This window comes from Exiguobacterium abrahamii (genome assembly GCF_015645365.1).
GTDB classification, from domain to species: Bacteria; Bacillota; Bacilli; order Exiguobacteriales; family Exiguobacteriaceae; genus Exiguobacterium_A; species Exiguobacterium_A abrahamii.
Window position 1 is genome coordinate 133303 of record NZ_JADOYC010000002.1, and the last position, 24489, is coordinate 157791.

Annotated in this window: 21 protein-coding genes and 1 pseudogene; 18 read left to right on the forward strand and 4 right to left on the reverse strand. The window is 47.1% G+C overall.

Going from position 1 to position 24489, the window contains the following annotated elements; genetic code table 11:
• Nucleotides 1-24 precede the first annotated feature (24 nt).
• Both ITJ88_RS10390 and ITJ88_RS10395 read left to right on the forward strand, forming a co-directional pair.
• Complete coding sequence (locus tag ITJ88_RS10390) at nucleotides 25-999, forward strand: BMP family lipoprotein (RefSeq protein WP_195865618.1); 975 nt, start codon at nucleotides 25-27, stop codon at nucleotides 997-999.
• Nucleotides 996-2645: a methyl-accepting chemotaxis protein gene (locus ITJ88_RS10395; RefSeq protein ID WP_195865619.1), complete on the forward strand. Its 1650-nt coding sequence runs from the start codon at nucleotides 996-998 to the stop codon at nucleotides 2643-2645. The genes ITJ88_RS10390 and ITJ88_RS10395 overlap by 4 nt, the downstream gene beginning before the upstream one ends.
• 274 nt (nucleotides 2646-2919) lie before the next feature.
• Here the strand turns inward: ITJ88_RS10395 and ITJ88_RS10400 are convergent, their stop codons facing one another.
• Together ITJ88_RS10400 and ITJ88_RS10405 are read right to left on the reverse strand one after the other, a co-directional pair.
• Nucleotides 2920-4128 carry a murein hydrolase activator EnvC family protein gene (locus ITJ88_RS10400; protein ID WP_230088806.1) on the reverse strand — a complete coding sequence of 403 codons (1209 nt, stop codon included), beginning with the start codon at nucleotides 4126-4128 and terminating at the stop codon, nucleotides 2920-2922.
• 373 nt (nucleotides 4129-4501) lie between these two features.
• The gene (locus tag ITJ88_RS10405; RefSeq protein ID WP_035409264.1) at nucleotides 4502-5251 is read right to left on the reverse strand and encodes an SDR family NAD(P)-dependent oxidoreductase; all 750 of its coding nucleotides are present in this window, start codon (nucleotides 5249-5251) and stop codon (nucleotides 4502-4504) included.
• 136 nt (nucleotides 5252-5387) lie between these two features.
• Here ITJ88_RS10405 and ITJ88_RS10410 point away from each other — a divergent pair, with 136 nt between their 5' ends.
• The 3 genes from ITJ88_RS10410 (at nucleotide 5388) to ITJ88_RS10420 (ending at nucleotide 7160) form a co-directional block, all read left to right on the forward strand.
• Complete coding sequence (locus tag ITJ88_RS10410; protein WP_029341012.1) at nucleotides 5388-5822, forward strand: YkvA family protein; 435 nt, start codon at nucleotides 5388-5390, stop codon at nucleotides 5820-5822.
• 131 nt (nucleotides 5823-5953) lie between these two features.
• The gene (locus tag ITJ88_RS10415; RefSeq protein WP_035398399.1) at nucleotides 5954-6517 is read left to right on the forward strand and encodes a DedA family protein; all 564 of its coding nucleotides are present in this window, start codon (nucleotides 5954-5956) and stop codon (nucleotides 6515-6517) included.
• A 13-nt stretch (nucleotides 6518-6530) separates the two neighbouring features.
• Nucleotides 6531-7160, forward strand: a complete 630-nt coding sequence (locus tag ITJ88_RS10420) for an HAD family hydrolase (RefSeq protein ID WP_195865621.1) — start codon at nucleotides 6531-6533, stop codon at nucleotides 7158-7160.
• Nucleotides 7161-7244: 84 nt separating this feature from the next.
• Here ITJ88_RS10420 and ITJ88_RS10425 read toward each other — a convergent pair whose 3' ends face one another.
• Complete coding sequence (locus tag ITJ88_RS10425) at nucleotides 7245-8303, reverse strand: PTS sugar transporter subunit IIC (protein WP_195865622.1); 1059 nt, start codon at nucleotides 8301-8303, stop codon at nucleotides 7245-7247.
• Nucleotides 8304-8491: 188 nt separating this feature from the next.
• Between ITJ88_RS10425 and ITJ88_RS10430 the strand changes: the two genes are divergently transcribed.
• Nucleotides 8492-9487, forward strand: coding sequence for an NADP-dependent oxidoreductase (locus ITJ88_RS10430; protein ID WP_050678356.1), 996 nt, complete (start codon nucleotides 8492-8494; stop codon nucleotides 9485-9487).
• Between the two features lie 58 nt (nucleotides 9488-9545).
• Here ITJ88_RS10430 and ITJ88_RS10435 read toward each other — a convergent pair whose 3' ends face one another.
• Complete coding sequence (locus tag ITJ88_RS10435) at nucleotides 9546-9710, reverse strand: hypothetical protein (protein WP_023467459.1); 165 nt, start codon at nucleotides 9708-9710, stop codon at nucleotides 9546-9548.
• Nucleotides 9711-9997: 287 nt separating this feature from the next.
• On the opposite strand from ITJ88_RS10435, the gene ITJ88_RS10440 reads away from it, so the two are divergent.
• The 12 genes and pseudogenes from ITJ88_RS10440 to ITJ88_RS10495 all read left to right on the forward strand — a co-directional run bounded on the left by ITJ88_RS10440 (nucleotide 9998) and on the right by ITJ88_RS10495 (nucleotide 24408).
• Nucleotides 9998-12622: a glycosyltransferase gene (locus ITJ88_RS10440; RefSeq protein WP_195865623.1), complete on the forward strand. Its 2625-nt coding sequence runs from the start codon at nucleotides 9998-10000 to the stop codon at nucleotides 12620-12622.
• Nucleotides 12619-13623, forward strand: coding sequence for a class I SAM-dependent methyltransferase (locus ITJ88_RS10445; protein WP_230088807.1), 1005 nt, complete (start codon nucleotides 12619-12621; stop codon nucleotides 13621-13623). The genes ITJ88_RS10440 and ITJ88_RS10445 overlap by 4 nt, the downstream gene beginning before the upstream one ends.
• Nucleotides 13518-14834 (forward strand): glycosyltransferase family 4 protein, encoded by a 1317-nt coding sequence (locus ITJ88_RS10450; protein WP_230088808.1) that lies wholly within the window; start codon nucleotides 13518-13520, stop codon nucleotides 14832-14834. Before ITJ88_RS10445 ends, ITJ88_RS10450 begins: the two co-directional genes overlap by 106 nt.
• An 11-nt stretch (nucleotides 14835-14845) precedes the next feature.
• Complete coding sequence (locus ITJ88_RS10455) at nucleotides 14846-16084, forward strand: glycosyltransferase (RefSeq protein ID WP_230088809.1); 1239 nt, start codon at nucleotides 14846-14848, stop codon at nucleotides 16082-16084.
• Between the two features lie 278 nt (nucleotides 16085-16362).
• Nucleotides 16363-17655 carry a nucleotide sugar dehydrogenase gene (locus ITJ88_RS10460; RefSeq protein ID WP_195865625.1) on the forward strand — a complete coding sequence of 431 codons (1293 nt, stop codon included), beginning with the start codon at nucleotides 16363-16365 and terminating at the stop codon, nucleotides 17653-17655.
• Complete coding sequence (locus ITJ88_RS10465; RefSeq protein ID WP_023467468.1) at nucleotides 17652-18452, forward strand: ABC transporter permease; 801 nt, start codon at nucleotides 17652-17654, stop codon at nucleotides 18450-18452. The genes ITJ88_RS10460 and ITJ88_RS10465 overlap by 4 nt, the downstream gene beginning before the upstream one ends.
• 11 nt (nucleotides 18453-18463) lie before the next feature.
• Nucleotides 18464-19204 (forward strand): annotated as a pseudogene (tagH, locus tag ITJ88_RS10470) (teichoic acids export ABC transporter ATP-binding subunit TagH); the annotation flags it as partial.
• Nucleotides 19205-19316: 112 nt separating this feature from the next.
• Nucleotides 19317-20417 (forward strand): non-hydrolyzing UDP-N-acetylglucosamine 2-epimerase, encoded by a 1101-nt coding sequence (gene wecB, locus ITJ88_RS10475; RefSeq protein ID WP_195865626.1) that lies wholly within the window; start codon nucleotides 19317-19319, stop codon nucleotides 20415-20417.
• Nucleotides 20414-20899, forward strand: a complete 486-nt coding sequence (locus ITJ88_RS10480) for a hypothetical protein (protein ID WP_195865627.1) — start codon at nucleotides 20414-20416, stop codon at nucleotides 20897-20899. The genes wecB and ITJ88_RS10480 overlap by 4 nt, the downstream gene beginning before the upstream one ends.
• Nucleotides 20889-22277, forward strand: a complete 1389-nt coding sequence (locus tag ITJ88_RS10485) for an MBOAT family O-acyltransferase (protein ID WP_195865628.1) — start codon at nucleotides 20889-20891, stop codon at nucleotides 22275-22277. Before ITJ88_RS10480 ends, ITJ88_RS10485 begins: the two co-directional genes overlap by 11 nt.
• A gap of 15 nt (nucleotides 22278-22292) precedes the next feature.
• Complete coding sequence (locus ITJ88_RS10490; protein WP_195865629.1) at nucleotides 22293-23468, forward strand: DHHW family protein; 1176 nt, start codon at nucleotides 22293-22295, stop codon at nucleotides 23466-23468.
• A 25-nt stretch (nucleotides 23469-23493) separates the two neighbouring features.
• Nucleotides 23494-24408, forward strand: coding sequence for an LCP family protein (locus tag ITJ88_RS10495; RefSeq protein WP_230088810.1), 915 nt, complete (start codon nucleotides 23494-23496; stop codon nucleotides 24406-24408).
• Nucleotides 24409-24489: the final 81 nt, after the last annotated feature.

Consider the following 24489-nt stretch of genomic DNA (forward strand, 5'->3'; position numbering starts at 1 on the left):
GAATGTCGGAAGGATGTGGAATGAATGAAACGGTGGAGCGGAATCATACTGGCATCGACACTTAGCCTCGCAGGGTGCGGCAGTGTCATCGATGATCCAGAACGGGCAGTCAAGGAGCGAAAAGAAATGGCAGTCGTCTTGTCGGATGTTGGTCTTGGTGATCAATCATTCAGCGATGCGGCGATGAGCGGTATGGCGTTGTTGCGGGAGAAGGAAGGTTGGTCAATCGATTACCGAGAGTTGAACGAAACGAAGACCTATAAAGCAGCATTCGAAGCGTTGGCGAAAAAGAAACCGACCGTCATCGTCGGACTCGGATTCATGGGGCAGACGGATCTTGAAACGGTTGCAAAAAAATATCCGAAACAACAATTCGCCTTGATTGATGCTGTATCGACGTTACCGAACGTACTCTCGGTTACGTTCAAAGAGGACGAAGGAAGCTATTTAGCGGGTGCGGCTGCAGGGATTCAAACGAAGACGAATACGATTGGTTTCGTCGGTGGGATGAAGTCGCCGCTGATCGAGAAGTTTGAAAAGGGATATATAGCTGGCGCTAAAGCCGTCAATCCAAAAACAAAAGTACTCGTCGAATATGCTGAAGACTTTGCAGCTCCCGAAAAGGGACGGACGCTTGCGAATGAGATGATACAGAAAAAGGCAGATGTATTGTTCGCTGCAGCCGGGTTGACGGGAAGTGGTGTTCTTGAAGCAGCGCAAACGAAGGGGAAAAAAGCGATCGGTGTCGATAGCGACCAAACCCCGATCGCACCTGACGCTGTCATGACGTCAATGCTAAAACAAGTTGATCTTGCGATTACGAAAATCGGACAAGATGTGGCTGCGAAGGGTTTACAGTCCGGACAAGTCGTCCTGGGTGTCAAAGAAGGGGCAATCCAGTTGGCGCCAATCCGAAACACGAACTTTACGGACGGGGAACGAAAAAAATTAGAGCAGCTACAACAAGACGTGCTCGAAGGTAAGGTGACGATCCAATGACGTTACGGAAACGATTTTTACTCTCCACGTTAGTGACGATTTTGAGTGTCGTCATCTTGATGGGATGGACGTTGTTCCAGCTCCGTCAAATTCAGTCCTATAACGAAGATTACGGGAAGCAGCTCGTTGAGATCTCAGAGCTTGAAACGAAGCTCTTATATGAACAGGCAGCCTGGAACCGACTGGCAAGCCAACCGTCTGAAAGTCAGGCGGAGCAAGTACAGGCACTTAGTAAAAAGAACGAACAAGCATTAAACGAATTACAGAAGACGTATTTGATTCCGGCGTTCCAAGAAGAGTTGAACCGGGCGGATATGAAATATAAGACGCTTGCTGCGAAACGGACAGAACTGACGGACGCGATGAATCCGATTGAGATTCGCTCGCACGCTGCACAGATTGAAGGGGTCCTCAGTGATCTCTACACGTTACATACGAAAAACGGAGAATTTTATGATGTCTTACAACGTGAAGCAAAAGACGAGACATTAAATTTGACGCGGACCGTCCTGATTGCGACATTCGCCTTATTGGTTGGTCTCGCACTATACAACTGGTACTTTGCACGTAGTATCACGCGACCAATCAGCCGTGTCGTTCGAACTGCTGAGCAGATTTCAGACGGAGACTTGTCGCAGGAATTAGTCGTATCCGGTCGAAAAGATGAGATTGGTCGACTCGAGACAGCGGTTGCGCAGATGCAGGGAACGTTACACGAAGTCATCGGAACGATCAGTCGTTCGTCGAATACGATTCGTCAGATGAGTACGGAAGCGACGACGGAGAACGCGAACATCGTTGAAGTTTCTGGTAACATGACCCATGCGATTAATGAAATGGCGAGTGGCACTCAAACGGTGTCGGACGATATCCAGACGACAGTCAGTACGATGTCCGATATGCAACAGCTCTTTGAAGAGAGTGAACAACGTGCACAAACCGCTTATGCAGAAGGACAGGCGGCCGATCACGTGATGGTTCAAAGTAGTTCCGTCATGGAACAGCAAGCACGGTCACTTCGCGCGTCAACAGAACAAAATCGCGAACTCGGTCAGAAACTGGAAGGTTTCTTAGAACAGACGCAACAAATCGAACAGATGGCACAACTCGTCGCCGGAGTTTCCGCGCAGACGAATTTATTGTCACTCAATGCGGCAATCGAAGCGGCACGGGCTGGGGAAGCCGGTCGTGGATTTGCCGTCGTGGCTAGTGAAGTCAAAAAGTTAGCGGATGAGACAAATGAGGCGACGCGCTCGATCTTCTCACTTGTCCGTTCGATTCGCCAAGACGGTGCTGTCTTACAAGAAGCACTCGTCCAAGCGGAGCGGGAGCAGACGAATCAGGTCGAGAACTTTACGCACGTCCAGCAAGCTTTCGGTGAAACACGTCAAAAGGTAGCAAACGTGACGGAAACACTCGATTACGTGACGAAACAACTTGTTCACTCGAAACAGCAAGCCCGCCATGTCGTTGGTCAAGTCAGTACAGTCAGCGGCGTCATGGAAGAACTTGCAGCCGGAAATGAAGAGATCGCTGCTTCGATGCGTGATCAACAGGCCTCGTTCGAACAGATTCATCAATTGATGCAAGAACTCGAATCGACGACGACGTCGCTTGACAGTCAGACACATCAATTCAAAATTTAATGAACACAGCAAAAAGAGGCTGACTCAAAAAAGAATGACGCGTCTTTTCACGCCCTTTCCTCAGGCGAGACACAAGCCAACTTTCCTGCTTCATTCAAGCAGGAAAGCGGGTCTTGTTTGTCTCTGACAGCGCAAAGATGCGCTTTTTCCTGTAGGAGTTGCGTGAAACGCGTCATTCTTTTTGTTGTGAGATAAGGGTGGCAGATTATCATTCTGCCACCCCTTACCTTTATGGAAACTGACTTTTAAGTCAGTCCCTTTTTCTTGAATCGACTTAGAAGAAGCTTTCTGGATCGAGCTCATTCGTCCGTCCATTCGCATCATACTGGTATCCACCATCGTGGATTTCAAAATGCAAGTGTGGACCAGTCGAGTTACCGGTGCTTCCGAGAACACCGATTTGCTGTCCTTGTTTGACTTGTTGTCCCTGTTTAACGTTTAAGGCATTCATATGGGCATACACGGTCGTATATGTTTTCCCATCGATATTATGAGAGATATAGACGTGGTTGCCGTAAGGACCACCTGAACTTGCTAAGATGACTGTCCCGCTTGCAGATGCAACGATTGGCGAGTTGAGTGGACCAGCGAAGTCGGTTCCATTGTGGTAAGCATAACCATTACTTCCGCTTGCTGCACCCATTCCTTGCGAAACAGAACCTTGAGCAGGTTTGATGAATTTACCTTTTGCTTTTGAGATGACTTTCGTACTGGCTTGACTGACAGATGCTGGTGCTGCCGATTGTTTCGCAGCTTTTGCAGCAGCTGCCTTTGCTGCTCGTGCTGCTGCTTTTTCAGCTGCTTCCTGTGCCTTCAGTTGGGCCGATGCCTCTTTCAGGCTGAGGATGTTGGATTCGATTTTTTTCTTTTGTGACGTCAAGCGTTTCAACAGTGCTGTACGCTTTTGTTTTTCTTGTTTTAGTTCACGTTGTTTCTTTTTTAAAACATTACGATCTTCAATCAAGTCTTGGCGTGTCTGCTTCAGTTCTTCTTTCGCAGCTGCCAGTTCTTTTTTGTTTGATTCGTAATCTTTTAATAAAGAAGCATCGCTTTCCGCAATCGTATTGAAGGCGTTGAAACGGCTAATCATATCACCGACATCTTTTGCACCGAAGACGGCTTCAAGCAGCGGGGCATTATCGGCTTTAGACTGACGGACCGCCAGACGATCACCGAGCATTTTTTCTTGTTTCTTGATTTTCTTTTGTAGCTTTTCGATCTTATCTTCTAATCGAGCAATCTGTTTCGTGTTTTCGTCGATTTTCTTTTGATTCTCGACGACTTGTAATGTCAGCCCGTTAATCTGTTGATCCAGCGCGTAGACTTGTTGCTGTGCTTTAGATAATTGATTCTTTTTTTGAGACAACGCCTCGCGTTGCTTCGATTGTTGTTGCTGGTTTTGTTGTTGCTTTTCTTTATATGAACTTGCCGCGTCGACGGGAGTTGTCGTCATGAGCGGACTTGCGAGTAAAGTGAGTGTCATGAGCGATAGCCCGAGTGACTTTCCGAAAGGTCGTTTCATAAACTAAGCGTCATTCCTTTCCCTTGTGAAGTGTTACCTTTCCCACTCTAACAAGAAAATCGGAAAATCCACTTTACAATTCTTTTAAAAAAATGCAAGAGAAGCTAGCGAAAAGAATGAAGAATTTATGAAAATAATAATGCGTGAACAGAAGGATAAATAGAAAATGTTGATATGAAGGGAAAAATCATTGTGTAATTGATTGATTTCCGAATGATGTCAGAAGATATATTTTTGTAACATCGTATAAATAGAAGGTTTATTAATGTTTGAAAAAGGTATAAATATAGTTTTTGTAAAATGAAAAAGTGCCCCGAAAGGCACTCCATCCGCATCATTCCTCATAAATCATCTTTCGTGTCATCCCACCGTCTAGGACCAATGTTTCGCCCGTCAAAAAGTCGTTATCTGGGTGTGTCAGATAGAGAGCTGCACGTGCGACATCACTTGGTTTTCCGACGCGACCAGCTGGATGCTGACTGTGGTCTTCAGGTGATAATTCTTGATAGTCACCGGTTTCGATCCAACCCGGAGCAATCGCGTTGACGAGAATTCCGTCTTCCCCGAGTGAGACAGCAAGTGCATGGGTCAGTGCAAAAATGCCACCTTTCGTCGATGCATAAGATTCTGTATGCGGTTCCGACATGAAGGCGCGTGTCGAAGCCAGGTTGACGATCCGACCACCACTTTTACTTTGTTTCAAATAAGGTGTAGCGGCCTTAGTCGTTAAAAAGATACTACGCAGGTTCGTATGATGAACCCGATCCCATTCCTCAAGTGACAATTCGAGTAAGGGTTTTCGAATCATGATACCGGCGTTGTTGATGACGATGTCGATGCGACCAGTATGTTCAATCGCTTTTTCAATCAATAGTTGAACGTCTTTTTCGTGTTGGATATCGAGGTGATAGAAGTAAGCCGTTCCACCATCTTCTTCAATTTGTTGGACCAGTTCGTCTCCTGTCATCTGATCGATGTCAGCAAGAACGACATTTGCGCCATGCGCAGCATAGGTGCGGGCGAGTTCTGCACCAATTCCATTCGCGGCTCCCGTAATGATGACGGTTTGATTAACATGATTCATAAAAATCATCCTTTCTGTAACGCTTCTCTCCCTTTTTTACCGTTCCATCATATCCTGAAACCTGACAGGATTATCATCCGTAGGAACAGGGAAATAGAAAAGCGTTGAAGTTACTTTAGAATGGGGGAAAATAGGAATGAAATTCTCGAATCAACAATTAGAAAAACAACAAAATCAATATGCCGAAGATGCAAAAGATTATATCGATCGCCCGAAAAAGACGAACTCGCTGTTACAACGAGCAACTGCAAAGGTAAACGGTAACTCTCGTTTGTCCGTCGTCTTCTCACCGTTGACGTTGTTCGTCGATATGATTCGCGCGTATCAGTCAGGTGAATATCGCAACATTCGTCGTACAACGATCTTAAAAGTAATCGGCGCGTTGATTTACCTCGTGTCACCGATTGACCTCGTACCTGATTTTGTACTCGGATTCGGTTTCGCAGACGATATCGCGGTCATCCTCTTCGTCACGAAAACAGTCTTCGAAGAATTGACACGTTTCAGCGACTGGCAGGATGAACAACAAAAGCGTCGTACACAACCAGTACAAAGTGAGGACGCGTATTAATTAAATTAGATGATCCGAGCGACTTCACACCAGAAGTCGCTCTTCTTTGTCCACAAAGAGCCGTTTCCTGTACGCCTTCTTGAAATTTCGATACACTAGAAATAGTTGGTAAAGAGAGAGGAGGGACGAAGATGGGACATCACTGGATGGAATCATACGGTTATATTGGAATCATGATGACGCTCATGTTTCCATTCATACCGAGCGAAGTACCGCTCGCGTATGCCGGATATCTCGTGCATACCGCACAGGCGAATCTTTTATTCATGTTGTTCCTCGCTGTAGTGAGCTTCGTCATTAGTCAGAACCTCTTCTTTACGATTGGTCAGTTCGGGAGTGAACGGTTATTGAATCGTTTGTTCAAATGGTTTCGGATTTCGGAAACAAAAATGCTTCAGTTTCAGACACAAATGGAGACGAAGGGACGCTATATCCTTCTTCTGTCTCCAATGTGGCGGATCGGATTTGCAATTGGTGCCGGTCTGACTGGTGTTTCACGCTGGACGTTTACCGTCGTGACGACGATTTCCTTTTTCCTTTGGTCAGCGATCTTCATTTGGGGCGGGAAAGCCGTCGGGCATGAATGGCGAAAATTGCACCATCTCAATCATCCAATCGTTTGGATTGGTTTAGGTGTGTTGATTACGGTTGGCTACTTGATTCAAAAAAAGAGAAAAGCAAAAAAAGAGATCTAAAAGGAGTGGGAACATGGCAATTATCTTATTCGATATTGACGGTACATTGATCGATTCAACGGAACAGATGACAGAAGCAATCCATCGGGCGATGGAGGACATGCCGCATCTTCCAAAACCTTCTCAAGCAAGTGTACAAGCAAGCTATGGTTTAGCAGGAAGTGCCTTTTGGCGTAAGGCGATTCCGGAAGCCTCAGAAGAGGATATTCGGTTAATCCGTAAAAAAAGACATGGTCATCTAGAAGCAACGATGGTTGAACAGAACGTCTTGTTCGACGGAATTCGATCTTTATTAGAAGCGCTAGTTTCAGCGGGACATACTATTTCAACAGCAAGTAATTGTGGCAACCACTATCTAAACCTTGTACTTGATAGCCAGGATATTCGTTCGTTCTTCACAAGTCCGAAATGCTTGGAATCCGTCAACGGGAAAGAAAAGGCGGATGTCTTGCGAGCGCACCGTGAGGAATTTGGAGAAGCGACTTACTGGATGATCGGGGATCGGTCTTCCGATGTCGAAGCGTCCCGTAAGGAAAACATGCCAGTCGTCTTATGCCAGTACGGTTTTGGGACACAATCCGAGTGGGATTCGGCGGATCATGTCATCGAAACACCGCTTGACTTACTATCAGTAATCAAATAAATGTACAAAAAGCCAAGCTCGATCCGTCGATTTTTTAGACGGTCGGCTTGGCTTTTTTGTGCTGAAAGAACGATAACGATGAACTCACTCGAAATCCAGTCGGTATGGTTCTGCACTCATCCATGGACGGAATCTCCGGAAGAGCAGATGGAAGACTAGACAAAGGATGACTGGTAAGACGATGAATAATCCAAGAACGAATGTCATGTTGAACAATGTCCAGCCTCCTGACATCAGATGTAACGCATTGATTGGTCCGATTAATCCAGACATCCCGAAGCCGGCACTAAACGGTGTCCCTTGGACGCCAAGCATTCCTGCTAGTGCACCAAGGATAGCAGCACTACACATGACAGGAAGAATCATCAAGGGATTACGAATGAAGTTCGCCATCTGGATTTTAGGAGAACCAAGAAAATGAGCAATCGACGTTCCACGTGAATTCGCTTGCCACCCGGCGATTGCAAGACCAAATCCAGCGGCACAGACGCCTAGATTTGCAGCTCCGGCGGCAACACCCGACAAACTGATGGCTGTAGCAATACCGACCGTTGAAAGCGGAGAGACGATCAGTACGGAAAAAGTAATCGCAATCAGAATACCCATTAAGACAGGTTGAAGTGCTGTAAAGTCTGAGATGACATGTCCGATCGCTGTCGTGATCCGTGTCACGAACGGATACGTCAATACACCAATCCCACCGGCACCGACAATCAAAATCGTTGGCATGACAAGCACCGTATACGTCTTGAAACGTTCACCGATCAATAAGACGATTGCCGTCGCAACAGCTGCCGTCAGTCCGGCATTGATGACGTCACCCGTACCGACGAAGACGAACGTCGCATCTGCACGAGTCGCAACACCTGAGCCAACGACCGTCGCGAGTCCAATCGAGGTGGTGGCAATCGGTGTCACTTTAAATTGCATGGCTACGGCAACACCAATCACCATCGGCAAAAGGCGCATCGCGAGTGTGGTGGCATCTAAAACATGTTGGGCTCCGGACGCATATGGCAACAATGCCTTAGCGAGTTCACCGAGTAGTGCTCCTGGAATAAGGGCAACGAGAATTCCGATACTGAGTCCGTTTAAAACATGAACGGCAAATTGACGTGGCTGACGCAAAATAGATGAATCCATACAAGTCCTCTCCTTATGTAACGCTTTTGTGCATAACAGTATAAAAGTTATGAATTGTGTTTTATCTTACGGTAAGAACAGAAGGACGTCAAGGAAAAGTTAGAAAATTCCAAACAAGCAAAGGATTCGTCTTTCAGAAACGGAATTGTTACAGTGAAGAAGTACATTGAATGAGGAGGTCATGAATCATGTCAGAACAACGTATCGTATTAGCAGCACGACCAAACGGAAAGCCAACAGGGGAAACATTCCGCTATGAATCATTTGAGTTAGCAGAGCTGAAGGAAGGACAAGTCGCATTAGAGTCACTCTATATCTCGGTCGATCCATATATGCGGGGTCGTATGAACGATGCGCGTTCTTATTCGCAACCATTTGAGATTGATGAACCGATTCACGGAGGTGTCGTAGCACGTGTCATCGAGTCTAAAAGTGAAGGGCTCAAGTCAGGTGATGTCGTTGTTGGGATGCTCGATTGGGCAACAAAAGCAGTCGTCGATGCAAAAACCGTTCGTAAAATCGATGAGCAGATCGCACCTATTTCAACAGCACTCGGTGTTCTCGGAATGACAGGGATGACAGCGTATTTCGGATTGCTTGATATCGGGAATCCACAACCAGGGGAAACGGTCGTCGTATCGGCAGCAGCAGGGGCTGTTGGATCGATCGTTGGTCAAATCGCTAAAATCAAAGGCGCACGTGTCGTCGGAATCGCAGGAAGTGACGAAAAGTTACAACACTTAAAAGCAGATCTTGGTTTTGATGAAGTCATCAATTATAAAACGGAAGACATCCGGGAAGCGTTAGACCGGACATGTCCAGACGGCATCGATGTCTATTTTGAAAACGTCGGTGGGGAAATCGGTGATGCAGTTCTTGATCGACTCAATCCATTCGCGCGGGTACCAGTCTGCGGTGCCATTTCTGGATATAATGCACAACAGGACATTGGTCCACGTGTTCAATCGAAATTAATCATCGCGCGTGCGCGCATGCAAGGTTTCTTAGTGGGTGATTATGGCAAACGATTCAAGGAAGCGGCTGAGCAACTTGGTCAATGGGTTAGTGAAGGGAAGTTACAATACGAAGAGACGATCTTTGAAGGATTCGATCGTGTACCAGATGCGTTCCTTGGCTTGTTCGATGGTTCGAACACAGGGAAACTACTAGTAAAAGTTAAGTGAACATGCCAAAAGAGGTTGCGGAATCATTTCCGCAACCTCTTTTTCTATGGCGTGAGATTCACGAATCTTTTCGATCGCGCTCGAGCTCTTCTGGATCAGGATCCGGATGCTGTGTTTCCGCAGGCTTGATTCCGGGATCTGATGTCTCAGCTGGATCAGGATCCGGGTGAAGACCAACGTCTGCCTTTTCATCTGGTAAATCATGATTTTTTTCATTTAACATGTACAGTCATCTCCTTTTATCAGTACGTAGTAATGTTTCCCCGTTTTTTAAATCCAAAACAATGAGAGTGCATAGGATTCGTTTTTGAAAACATGTGAATGACTTCCACGGACAAGAAAGCGAAACCGGTCGATTTCCTAGGAAATACAGGTTGACTGAACTGGAATGTAAGGAAAATCCAAAAAAGCTTCACTAAGTCTTTACAAAAACCTTGCAAGTCCTTCAAGTAGCCTTTGAACTGCTTCCGTAGACTAAGAAAGAGTTGAAAAGAGGAAGGGTGTTTACGTGTGAGTGATCAAAAATGGAAACGAAAAATCATGCAACAACTGAACTGGGTCCGCGAAGAGAAAAAACGGCTTACGAGCGCGACGACCGCAAGTAAAGATGCACTCGAAAAACTCCGTCAGTTAGACGTCTTGCGACTGCCGACGGTTCGAACTTCTAATAACACGACGACACGTTATCGACAAAATAGCCAAGCATCACTGCTGAATCAATTGGATGTCTCGGAGATTCCGGTCCGGACGACGACGCGCTACTATGAAAAGCGACCAATCGAGATGGCAATCGTCTGCTCGGAATTCATGTATGCCTATTATGAAGATGCCGTTCATCTCCACTACGTCAATGCGCATACATTCGAAGAAGTCTTCGAGCGTGAGATTGATCTCTTTTTAGTCGTTTCCTCATGGAAGGGGTTACGAGGAGACGATTGGAAGGGTGTCGCCACACCGAATTCAAAGAAACGCCAACGACTGCTTTCGATGATGCAGGAAGTCAAAGCCAAAGGAATTCCAGTCGTCTTTCAATCGACGGAAGATCCGAGCAATCATGAACGATTTCAAGACGTGGCGCAAGCAGCCGATTATGTCCTGACTTCAGATGAGGCGATGATTCCTGAATACCGCGTCTTATGTGGTCATGATCGGATCATGGCGATGCCGTTTGGTGTCAATCCATTGATTCACAATCCGATCGGAGCGACACGTAGCCGAAAGAAAGGCGTTTTATTTGCCGGTAGCTGGATGGCGAAATATCCGGAGCGTGTTAAAGATACGGAGATGTTGTTTGATGGGGTGATGCAATCCTCGCACGAACTCGATATCGTGGACCGGAATTATCATCTCGACTTACCAGCCTATCAGTTTCCGGAGCGCTATCAATCACGGGTCGCACCAGCGATTCCTTATGATGCTTTACAACAAGTCAGTAAATGTTACGACTGGGTCTTGAACCTGAATAGCATCAAATACAGTAAAACGATGTGTGCTCGTCGCGTTTATGAATCGCAAGCACTCGGGAATTTGATCCTGTCGAATTACAGTATCGCCGTCAACAACGAGTTTCCGAACATCTTCACCGTGCATGACGCACAGGAGGCGACGGCGATCGTAGAACGTACGTCGCAAGAAGAAATCGAACGGTTACGAGCAGAAGGACTTCGTGCCGTCATGACGGAACATACAGTCTTCGAACGGATGGATCAGATTCTAGCGTTCATTGGACGAGTACCTGAGACACGAAAACATCGTTTACTCATCGTTGTCGCTCAAGACGGGGAAGCCATTCGTGACGTGATTGATCGCCAAAGTCTCACACCAGACGAAATCGTCTCAGCGGATATGTTGACGGAGCAAACCTATAATCAAGCCGATCTCGTTGCTTGGATGGATGGACAGGAATCTTACGGTGAATATTATTTAGAGGACCTCGTGAATGGCTTTAAATATAGTGATACCAGCATCGTCCGAAAGGGAAGCAAGCATCCGTATCATGTACAAGAGATGAGCGGTAGCCGAAACGGTGCGATCGTTTGGCGATCAGCTATCGGATATGACATGTTCCAGGCAGATGAACTGAACGGAAAAACACTGTTGCTCGATCAATTTGAGTGGAACGAGCAGACGGTAGTTCCGACGAATCAGACCCCGCAACTGTCGGTCGTCGTTCCGATCTATAACAATGGAAAACACCTCACGTATAAATGTTTCGCCAGTCTAACGCGGATGGATCGATTCATGGAGTCGGAGATTTTACTCGTAGATGATGGATCGACGGATGTTGCGACACGTCAAGCCGTAGAGCGTCTCGCGCGACGCTATGGAAATGTCAGAACTTATTTCTTCGAGACAGGCGGAAGCGGTAGTGCTTCACGTCCGCGTAACAAAGGAGTCGAGATGGCACGAGCTAACTATGTGACGTTCCTTGATCCGGATAACGAGGTACTCAGTGATCGATATGCCTTTTTGCTTCAAGAACTAGAAAAAGATCCATCACTTGATTTTGTGGCAGGGCATATGAAAAAGCTTGCCGAGAAGACGAGCATCATCGCCTTGCCGACGATTCGTAAACAAGGACGAACGGTTTGTGAGGATCCGAAAGCTTTTCTACTGAAACATCGGTTTGCGGTACAAAGCATTCAAGCACTCGTCGTCCGTCGTACCTTCCTGCTCGAGCATCAATTGGAACAGGTCGTCGGTGCGGTCGGTCAGGACTCCTTGTTCTTTCAAGAATTGATGCTTCGCGCGAACCGTGTTTTACTCGTCAATCGGGTTATTCATTATTATTATGCGGCAGTTGCCGGGTCGACCGTGAATGCATTGACGGTAAAGTTCTTCGAACGAAGTGTCGTCCGAGAGCGGGCACGAGCTGAGAAATTCGCTCGTTATGGAGTACTGGAAGAATACAAGGAAACTCGATTCGAGCATTTCTTCGAGCATTGGTATCTCGTTAAATTGCGTTACTGCAGTGATAAGGATTTCGCACCAAGTGTCGCATTGTTACGTACGATCATCAGTTTCTATGAACCGATCACGTTGACGAATCCGTTGATCCGTCAATTCATGGAGCTTGCGGATCGTCAGGAGACAGATCGGCTTCAACATCTATTACTCGAGGAGGTGCAGAAATGACGGCATCGATGAAAACAGCACGACCAAAAGATCAAATCCGGGCTGCCTACTACGATCAGTTAGGGGGAGGGTTCGGTAAAAAAGTCCGCGCGCGTGTGCACTGGATCGTACGACAAGCAAAAGGGGAGCACATTTTAGATATCGGTTGTTCAGGCGGAGTCGTCCCGATTTTGCTTGGACGTGAAGGGAAACATGTCGTTGGGATCGATGTCCTACCAGAAGCGATCATCGAGGCCAAACAAGCGTTACTGGAAGAACCAGCATCCGTAAAAGAAAAAGTGGAATTACATGAAGCGAATGTCATGACGTACACACCTGACATTCAATTCGATACAGTCTTGATGACGGAAGTACTGGAACATATCGGGGAGCCGGAACGCTTCATCGCTCGTGCCGTCTCGTTCATCGCACCAAAAGGACGACTCGTCATCACAGTCCCATTCGGAGTGAACGATTATGCGGATCACAAACGGACGTATTATTTAAACCGACTGCTTGAGCAATTGACACCTTTCGGTAAAATCGAGACGGTCGAGCGGATCGATAAGTGGCTTGGAATCACGATCCAAGTCTATCCTGAACCACGAGAGGGTCGAGCAATTTTACCAACGGAAGTCGAATGGCTCGAAGACGCCTTTGAAGAGGTGGAACGATTGCATCTCGCGACGATCATTGATTTAAAACGCAAGCAACAGAATCTAGAACGAAAAGTACAGCGGTTAGGAGAACAAACGGACCAATTGGAACACGCTCAAGTCGAGGTGCTACGTCATGAACAGCAACTACAGGAACAGCGTGAACAATACAAGATGCTCGAAGAACAATATGCCGCACTGCTTGATCGGTTCGAAGGATCATTGGTGACAAATCTGGAATTGTTGGAGGCGAATGCATCATGGAAATCAAAATACCGCTCACTCGCGCGATCAAAGCTCGGAAAAATCGTCGTCCGCTACTGGAAGTTCCGACGTCAACTCAAGCAGCGCCGGAGTCGTCGATGAACGTCTTGATGATTTGTCAAAATTTCTATCCGGAAATCGGGAGTGCGGCAAACCGAATGAAGAATATCTTCAAGCGGATGGAACAAGCGGGAAGTGACGTCCATGTGTTGACGTCAGAACCGCTCTATCCGACGGCAGAACTTTATACGGACTCGATGTTCTGGGATGAACCGAGCCTCGATACGGCACATGTAACCCGTATCCAACCGCGTGATGTCCGGGCGACGAATAATTTATGGCGGCGTCTTCGCTTGTTCGTGGAACAATTCGTGCTCGCGGTAAAAGAAGTGCGACATGACCCGAAATCCTATGCCTACATCTATGCGACGACGCCATCCATCTTCATGGGGCTCGTCGGGGTCGTCGCAAAACATGTCAAAAAGGCTCCTTTGATTCTCGATGTACGTGATTTATGGCCGGAATCGTTGATTGGCGTCGGCATCACGAAATCGCGTCTCTTATTGACGCCGCTCTACTGGCTTGAAAAGTGGATGTATCGTCAGGCAGATCAATTGGTCATCAACAGTGAGGGGTTTCGATCATATATTGAAGGGCGGGGCATTGCACCGGAAAAAATTCATTACATCCCGAACTCGATCGAGGAAAATGAGTGGTTGATCAAACGCCGAAAAGTATCGGAACAAGTGCGCGTCGTGTATACAGGAAATATCGGTCTTGCTCAAGATGTGTTCTTGTTGCTTGACGTCGCACAGGAACTTCAACAAGAGGAAGATATCTGTTTTCAAGTCGTCGGTTACGGCTATCACAAGCAAACGTTCGAACGACTCGTCAAGGAACGTGGGTTGACCAACATCGAATTTCTTGACGCGATGCCACGCTGGGATGCGTTGAAACAACTTGCGAAGAGTGACATTGCCTTTGCAACACTCGTCGAAAGTACAGCGTTCGATACGGTGACACCTGGAAAGATCATCGACTACATGGCGATGGGGTGTGCCATCGTCGGAGCGGTATCCGGACACGCGGCGCATGTCATCGAAGAGGCAGGAGTGGGTTACGTGTCTGTCCAGCGAAAAAAAGAGGAGATCGTCGATCATATTCTCGAGTTATCACGAAATCCAGAAAAACGTGCAGCGATGGGACGCGCAGGTGTGGCATACGTCCAACACCATTTTGATTGGGAACAAAATGAACAGCGCTTGTTCGAAGCCATCGAACGAACACAGGCGCGAAAGGCGGTCGCAGAATGAAGCGCATTGGAATGTTTGTTTGGAATCCCTTTACGAATGACGCCCGAGTCTTACGTGAATGTACGGCACTCGTCGAAGCAGGGCACCGCGTGGACCTATACTGTCTCAATGACGGCACACTTCCAGAAGTCGAATACCCGATGTCAGGGTTTCGCGTCATTCGAATCGACCGGACGCCACCTTTTGCGAGGTGGCTCCCGTTCTTTCGCAAACGGAAAAAACGGACCCTTGTCATCGGCGTGATGGGTGCGCTTCTTGCGCCATGGCTGATTCCCGTGATGCTCGTGCTCTTTTTACTCACGCGAAGTCGGTTCATCCGTTACGCCCTGTACAACAGTTTCGGCATTCTGCGTATGACACGTGCTGCTAGGAAGCATGATTATGACGTCATGCATGCGAACGATGTCAATACGTTACCACAAGCGATTGGGGCGGCGCGTGGGACGAAAATCGTCTATGATTCGCATGAAGTCCAGACCGATCGGACAGGATACGGAAGCATGCAAGGGAAATTAGAGCGTTGGTTGCTTCATTTCGTCGATCAGACGATCGTTGAAAATGATACGCGTGCGGATTACCACCAAAAGTTATACGGAACACGACCGTCTGTCTTGCACAATTATCCGTTTTACGAACCGATTGTTCCGCAACCGCGACCGTTACGCGAAGAGTTAGCACTCGCTCAAGATGAGCCGATTTTGTTGTATCAAGGCGGAATCCAAGAAGGACGCGGACTAGAGCGACTCATTGAAGCGATGCCGTTCATCGATCGAGGAACATTGATTTTCGTCGGGGACGGAAAATTAAAAGGAAAACTGATGCAACTGGCTGCCCGATCATCGGAAAAGTCTCGCATTCGCTTCATTGAGAAGGTTCCGCTTGCTGAACTACCAAGTTACACGGCAGCGGCAACGGTCGGCTTTCAAGTCCTCCAGAACGTCTGTTTCAATCATTATTCTGCTTCTTCGAACAAACTATTCGAATACATGGCGGCGTTGATTCCTGTCATCGCAGCTGACTTACCAGAAATCCGTCGTGTCGTCGAAACAGAAAGAGTTGGATTAATCGTCGATGTCGAATCGCCGCAGAGTATTGCTACAGCAGTCAACCGTCTAGTGAAGGATGAGAGCTTGCGACGGTCGATGCAGGAGCGAGCAAGCGTAGCAAGGACACAATACAACTGGGAGCAAGAAAAAGGTCGACTTCTTGCTGTCTATGATTCGATTTTCATGGAATCTGACGCAAAATAAGAGAAATAGTCAACGACTCGAAGGGAAATCCACGTGCAATGAAGGCGGATTCCTGACGAGTCGTTTTGTTTCATTCAAATAGACACGAAGGATTCGCGAAAGCTTCATAAGATTTACAAAAACAATAGAAAACGCTGAAAATGTAAGGTCTGTGAAGAATGGTTTAAGAGATGGTTAGAAGCATTGGAAAGCAAAGGAAATGTCGTTATGGTCTAGTTACAGCCAAGCCACAGACCGTTCGTTGGCTAGTATGACTAACTCGATGGAGGAATGACAAAATGAAACTTTGCACAATCGGACTAGGATATATTGGATTACCTTCTTCTGCGATGTTCGCGGATCATGGCACGGAAGTCGTAGGTGTCGACATCGATCCACAAATCGTCAATCTTCTGAACACGGGAACGATTCATATTGAAGAACCAGGACTCGAGGATGTCATCAAACGGGTCGTCGCGAATGGAAAATTCCGAGCGACAATTACGCCAGAACGAGCCGATGTTTTCTTAATCGCCGTTCCAACGCCGAACTTAAACGATACGTATAAATCATGTGATTTGAAATATGTCATTTCAGCGGTTAACAACATGCTGCCATTCCTTGAAAAAGGAAATGTCGTCATCGTCGAATCGACGATTGCGCCACGTACGATGGATGACCATGTTCGTCCATTGATTGAAGAAGCCGGCTTTACGATCGGTGAAGACATTTATGTCGTTCATTGCCCAGAACGTGTCTTGCCAGGACAAATCTTACATGAACTTATTCATAATAACCGCATCGTCGGTGGATTGACGCCAGCGTGTGCAGAGGCGGGCGCAGCCGTCTATGAAACATTCGTTCAAGGTGAAATCGTTCGGACCGATGCAAAAACAGCCGAAATGTCGAAGTTGATGGAGAATACGTTCCGCGATGTCAACATTGCTCTCGCAAATGAATTGACGCAAGTATGTCATCAGCTAGAGATCAACGTCTTAGATGTGATTGAGATGGCGAACATGCACCCACGGGTGAATTTGCATCATCCAGGACCGGGAGTGGGTGGTCACTGTCTCGCAGTGGATCCGTACTTCATCGTCGCCAAAGCGCCATCGCTTGCACGCATCATTCATACGGCACGACAAACGAACGTTCAGATGCCACAATTCGTTGCTGAACAAGCAGCACGTCTTGTTGGTTCACGTGTCCGTCCAAAAATCGCTGTCTTTGGTGTCACGTATAAAGGAAACGTCGACGACATGCGCGAGAGTCCAGCTGTCGAAGTCATTGAACAATTACTCGACCGTGGACTTGACGTCGCTGTCTGTGATCCACACGTCGAACGCTCGATTTCGACACGTTTCGAACTTGTCGATGAGCTGGAAGCGATTCAAGGCGCTGATCTCGCACTCGTCCTAGTCGACCACGATGAATTCAAACAATTTGATTCACGTCGTCTCGCAAACTACATGCGGACACCGTTACTCTTTGATACGAAAGGAATCGTCAATGAGCTCGACGCTGTCAAAGTCCTGAACTTCGGTAATTTGCATACGCACCGCGTGACGGAAGTGGATGCGAAAGCGATATGAACGCGTTACGAACGATTGGGGGAGAGTTGAAGGATCATCTATATCTGATCTTTCGACTCTCGCTTTATGAAACAAAGAGTCAATATAGCATGCAATACCTTGGTTGGTTTTGGGAGATCATGACGCCACTTCTTCAAATCGGTGTCTACTGGGTCGTATTCGGCTTCGGGATTCGTGGTGGGCATCCAGTTGATGGAATTCCGTTCGTCTTTTGGCTCGTCAGCGGATTGATTGCTTGGTTCTTTATCGGCAGTACGATTCCAAGTGGTTCCAGGTCGATTTATGGTCGGGTCGCGCTCGTCTCAAAGATGCATTTTCCATTGAGTACGATTCCAGCGTACGTCATCTTGGCACAATTCTATCGCCACTTAGCGATGATTGCCTTAACGATCATTTTAGGGTGTGCCTTCGGTTACTTCCCGGGATGGCATACGTTTGAACTCTTGTATATCGTACCCGCTGGTGTCGTGTTCCTTTATGCGGTCTCCTTATTGTTGTCCGCGCTTGCAACGATGATTCGAGACGTGCAAAACATGGTGACATCTGCCATTCGGATGCTGATGTATTTAACGCCAATCATGTGGATTCCGCCAGATCACTCGTTATTTAAGATGTTGTTGATGCTAAACCCACTCGTTTATTTGATTGAGGGGTATCGGTCCGCACTCATCGGAACCGGCTATCTGCTCGATCATATGTGGTATGGCGTGTACTTCTGGTGTATGACGCTCGCAATCTTACTTGTTGGAGCATCGATTCACATTCGATTCCGACGCTATTTCATCGATTACGTATAGGAGGGAGAACGATGGGTCATGTCGTGTTTGAGAATGTATCGAAACGGTACATGCTCTATGCCCGACCGATCGACAAGCTAAAAGAAGTGTTGTTCGGTAAGGTGAATGGAAAATCGTTCTATGCTCTAAAGAACGTCTCCTTTTCTGTGGAAGAGGGAGAAATCGTCGGTGTCGTTGGCATCAACGGAAGTGGAAAATCGACACTATCGCATCTGCTTGCTAACGTGACACCACCGACGTACGGTCGGGTCACATTAGGTGGAAAGTCGGCATTGATTGCCATCTCTAGTGGATTGAATAGTCAACTGACCGGGCGAGATAATATTGAATTAAAAGGGTTGATGATGGGCTTGACGAAGCGACAAATCGAGACGATTACTCCAGAAATTTTAGAGTTCGCTGACATCGGTGAGTTCATCGATCAGCCAGTCAAGACTTATTCGAGCGGCATGCGCGCTCGGATTGGTTTTGCGATCTCGATTCATATTAATCCAGATATCTTGATCATCGACGAAGCACTCTCAGTCGGAGACCAAACGTTTACTGAAAAGTGCCTCGATAAGATGCGTGAATTCCGCGATCAAGGGAAAACGATTTTTTTCGTCAGTCATTCGCTCAGCCAGGTAAAGAGTTTCTGTACAAAAATCCTTTGGTTGGAATATGGGGAAGTACGTCTATTTGGTCCGACGAACGAAACGTTGGCTGAATACAATAAATATCTTTATTGGTACAAACAGTTATCAAAAAAGCAAGCCTCCCATTATGTAGCTAAGAAACGAACGGAACGGATTGGTTCCGTGGATCAGCAGATGATGGGCGAGACGATTGAACGATCGTCATGAAATGAGATAGGGGATGAAGTAAATGAAACGTGTCATGCTTGTATTCGGAACACGACCAGAGGCGATCAAAATGGCGCCGGTCGTCAAAGCACTTGAAAATCGTCAGGACGTCGAACCAATCGTCGTCGTTACAGCACAACACCGAGAGATGCTCGATCAGGTCCTTGAACTGTTCGAAATCACTCCGGACCATGACTTGGATTTGATGCGTCCGCGTCAGACGTTAGAGGAAATGACGGCGCGTATTTTAAACGCGATGCGTCGCGTCCTCGAAAAGGAACAGCCGGATCTCGTCCTTGTCCATGGGGATACGACGACGACGTTCGCTGCTTCTTTAGCGGCGTTCTATCAACAGATTCCAGTCGGTCATGTGGAAGCAGGACTACGGACATATGAAAAGTATGCGCCGTTCCCAGAAGAGATGAATCGTCAATTGACAGGTGTGTTGGCGGATTATCATTTTGCACCGACCGAACAGGCTGCCATGAACTTACGTGCTGAGAACAAGCAGACACCGATCATCGTAACCGGTAATACGGTCATCGATGCGTTGAAGACGACTGTATCACCGACATATACGCATCCTGTCCTATCACGTCTCGAAAAGTCGGGACGAAAACTTGTCTTGCTGACCGTTCATCGCCGTGAGAATCATTTACAACTGGCAACGATTTTTGATGCGATCGAACGGTTAGCAAATGATCATCCAGAAATTGAAATCGTCTATCCGGTTCATCCGAATCCGGTCGTACTAGAAGCGGCAGCTCGCTTGGAACATCATTCGCGGATTCAATTGATCGAACCGCTTGATGTCTTTGACTTCCATAATCTTGCGGCTCGGGCATCCTTCATTCTGACCGACTCAGGTGGAATTCAAGAGGAAGCACCTTCGCTCGGCGTGCCTGTCCTTGTCTTACGGGAAACGACAGAGCGTCCAGAGGGAGTCGAAGCCGGAACGTTGAAGCTCGTCGGGACGAATCCAGAGATGATTTATACGATGAGTCATCAATTGTTGACGGATCAGGTGTTCTACCAATCGATGGCACAAGCGGCGAATCCTTATGGCGATGGACAAGCGGCGGAGCGAATCGTCGATGTCATCATGAGTGAGGTACCTGTATGAGTCAACGTATTCCTCCAGCGATTTATCAATTCTTTCCATTCGGAACGCAGGAAAAAATCTTGCTTGAGGATGCTACAGATGGTGTCTATTTTGATTTTCAAGAAGCGACAGCAGACGACAAATTGTACATTCAGTTGTTTGATCAAGGATTTCAATATCCGCCTTCAAAGTTATACCGATCAGACGCTACGATTACAGGAGATCTCATCGAGGTGACCTGTCATTTCGAAGTCGATGCACCATGTGTCGTTCAGCTGTTCAAGATGCAATATGGACAGAAAAAACGGATGGGATCGGAAACGGAAACCGTCACATTGACGAATGAGACAGTCGTTCATGTACAGATGAAACGAGTACCAGGAGCGAAGTATTTCAAGGTGGCATGGAAGTTCTTGCAAGAGGGGAGCTTCCGGGTCCATCTCCGGGACATTCAGATTGTGCAACATGTCACGGCAGGGGAGGAAGCGACGTATGCTATTTAGTTCGACGATTTTCTTATTTCTGTTCTTACCGACTGTGTTGATCGTCTATTACTTACTCCCACGCAGCTTCCGAAATGGCTGGTTATTAGTGACGAGTCTATTCTTTTATGCATTCGGAGAACCGCGTTTTGCGTTGCTAATGCTACTGAGCGTCACGATCAACTACTTCTTCGCCTTGTTCGTCGATCTGTATCGACACAGAATCGGTGTCAAATGGATCATGTTCAGTATGATCGCAGTCAATCTGGGATTACTCGGCTGGTTCAAGTACAGCGGATTTTTTGTTCGTTCAGTCAACGAGACATTCGGATTAGGCTGGTTCGTACCAGAAGTCGTCTTGCCACTCGGAATCTCGTTCTATACGTTTCATGCGATGAGTTATGTCATCGACATCTACAAAGGGAAGGAAGCGGTGCAAAAGAATCCGCTTGACCTCGCCCTTTATATCGCGTTCTTTCCCCAACTCGTCGCGGGTCCGATCGTTCGCTATAACACGATTGCGAGTCAAATCGAGTCACGAGAAGAGACCGTTTCCGATTTTGCCCGAGGGGTTCGTCGGTTTACGATCGGCTTAGCTAAAAAACTGATTCTTGCCAATGGATGTGGTCAGATCGCGGATGCCATCTTCAACATGAAAGATCTCTCGATGGGGCTTGCTTGGATTGGCATCATCGCCTACGCCTTACAAATCTATTTCGATTTTTCAGGATACAGTGATATGGCGATTGGACTAGCTTTGATGTTTGGATTTCATTTTCTTGAGAATTTCAACTATCCCTACATTTCAAAGTCCGTTTCTGAATTTTGGCGTCGTTGGCACATTTCGCTTGGATCGTGGTTCCGGGATTATGTCTACATCCCGCTTGGTGGAAATCGTGTCTCACCGTGGTTACAGTATCGCAACTTAGCAATTGTCTGGATGCTGACAGGTCTTTGGCATGGTGCGAGTTGGACGTTCGTCGCGTGGGGAGCGTATTACGGAATCTGGATCATGCTCGAGAAAGCATTTCTCGGGAAATGGTTGGAGAAAATGCCAGTCTTCTCGACCGTTTGGACACTCGTACTCGTGTTGGTCGGTTGGGTATTCTTCCGTTCCGAGACGTTCCCAGAAGCCGTTACGTACATTCAAGCGATGTTCGTACCAGATGTGATCTGGGATGAACGCGCGAGCTATCAGCTTGTCCAAAATGGTGTTCTATTGCTTGTCGCGTGTATCGCAGCGACACCGATTCCGAAAATCATCGGAGAGCGATTAGTCGTGTCACTCGGAAGAATTGGTACGACGATGCAGTATGGATATGCGATGTTGCTACTATTTTTGGCGACATCAGCACTTGTTGCAAGTACGTTTAACCCATTCATCTATTTCCGCTTCTAAAAAGGAGGTCTACTGATGGCACAGCCACTTGAAACAGAAAATAAGCAGGGACAAAAACGGACGACTTCTTTTGAACGGATCATGATGTGGGTGACGACGATTAGTTTTTTACTCATCTTGTTAACGATTGGTATCGGAACAATCGTCCGAGAGGATCGTGTGCGTTCCCAGCTCGAAAACCGTACACTCGCTCAATCAGTTGAACCAACGATCGAAGGAATCGCGACTGGAAAAGACATGCTGAAGATGGAGACGTATTTCACGGATCAACTGCTATTGCGGGGGACGTTCGTTGAGATGCAAGCACTGCTATCAAAGGATGTCTTCCGGCAACCATTTCGAAATGGAATCTATACAGCTAAAAATGGCTATATGATCGAGCCGAGTGCCTCGACAAAAGTCCAGATTCCAAACGCGTTTCAAAAATTCGTTCAAGAAGTCGATCGACCCGTCTATATGGCGCTAGCTCCATCGAAGACGGTCATTGCTGAACGCGATCAGTTGATTCCATCGTATGTTGCTTCGAACGCACGGACACGATACGCAGGAATGATTCGTGACTTCAAGGCTGCCGGGATGACGAATTTGTCACTCGATCAATTAAAGCTAACGGATTACTTCAAGACGGACCATCACTGGAATATCGACGGGGCGGCGTCGGCGTATCAGACGATTACGAAAGGGATGGACTTACGACCAGTCATACCATCAAAAGCCAATCGTAAAGAGGATGAACATGCCTACTATGGTTCATTGGCACGAAAGACGACACTTGCGTACGCGACGTCTGGTGATCGATTAGCTTATTATGGACCAGCATTCTTTAAAGGGATCGATGTCTGTTACGACGGGGCATGCGACCGCCCAGTCATTGATGAATCCTTCGTTCAGCAGGAGGGAGATTACGTCGATCGGTATGAAGTATTCTTGCGCGGCAATCACGGCATCATGTCGATGAAGGAGCAGGCGAAGAAAGATCGACCAACGATTCTCGTCTTAAAGGATTCATTCGCGAATCCTGTCTTACCGTTTCTTGCTAAAAGTGCCAATCTGGAAGTCGTCGACGTTCGTTATGTGCCAAAATCATTCGACGTTTCGCAGTTTGCTAAACAAAAACAAGTCGACTCCGTGTTGTTCCTGCATAACTCGAACATTGCCGGATTGATGAAGACGTATGAAAACACACTATGAAGGAGTTCATGATATGAGATCCCGAATGGCGAAAAGAAAACCGCGTCTTGTTTGGCGCGTATTGAGTGCTCTCCTGCTTGTGGTCGTTCTGATTGCTAGTACATCAGCTGGTTTAGCTTTTTTAAAAGTGAAGCAAACGGCAGACGCGTTCTTAACACCGTTAGATGGAGAGCAGCCGAAGCCACTCGAATCGATGAAGCCGGTCAATGTCTTGTTACTTGGTGTGGATGAACGGAAAAATGATAAAGGACGTGCCGATGCCATCATGCTTCTTTCATTCAATCCAAAAACAAGACAAGCGACTTCCCTGTCCATTCCAAGAGATATGCAGGTAACCGTGCCGTCTGGCGAAAAGACTAAAATCAATCATACCTATGCCTATGGGGGTGTGAAAGAGACAGTCGAAACGGTGGAGCAGACGTTTGAGACCGATATTCCTTATTATGCGAAGATCAACATGGATGGATTGATTGAATTGGTCGATGCTGTTGGAGGTGTCACAGTCGACAATCCATCTGCCTTCAGTTGGAACGACCGTCGTCTTCAAAAGGAGTATGAGAAAGGGAAAATTCATCTGACGGGTCTTGAAGCGAGTGGTTACGCACGTATGCGAAAGCAAGATCCACTCGGCGATATGGGTCGACAAATTCGTCAGCGTCAAGTGCTAGAAGCCGTCGGAATGAAGCTTGCTGGACCACAGTTGTTGACGCAACTCGAAAAGATCACGGATGTCATGAAAAACAACTTTACGACGAATATCGGACTTGATGTCGCAGCGCAGCTAGCGCAGGAGAATCAGCGGGGGTTCGAGCAATTGAAGCCACTGAAAATCGAGGGAGAAGGATATATCGCAAGTGATGGTGTCTGGTATTTCTTTGCATCGGACGAATCAATGGAACAGACGAAGCAGACGATTGCTACACTTCTCGCACGATCGTAAGCCATCAAACAAACCAGGATGAGCGTCTCTAGCACATTATTGTGGAGGCGCTTTTTCCTGTTTGTCTCTGAAGCAACCATC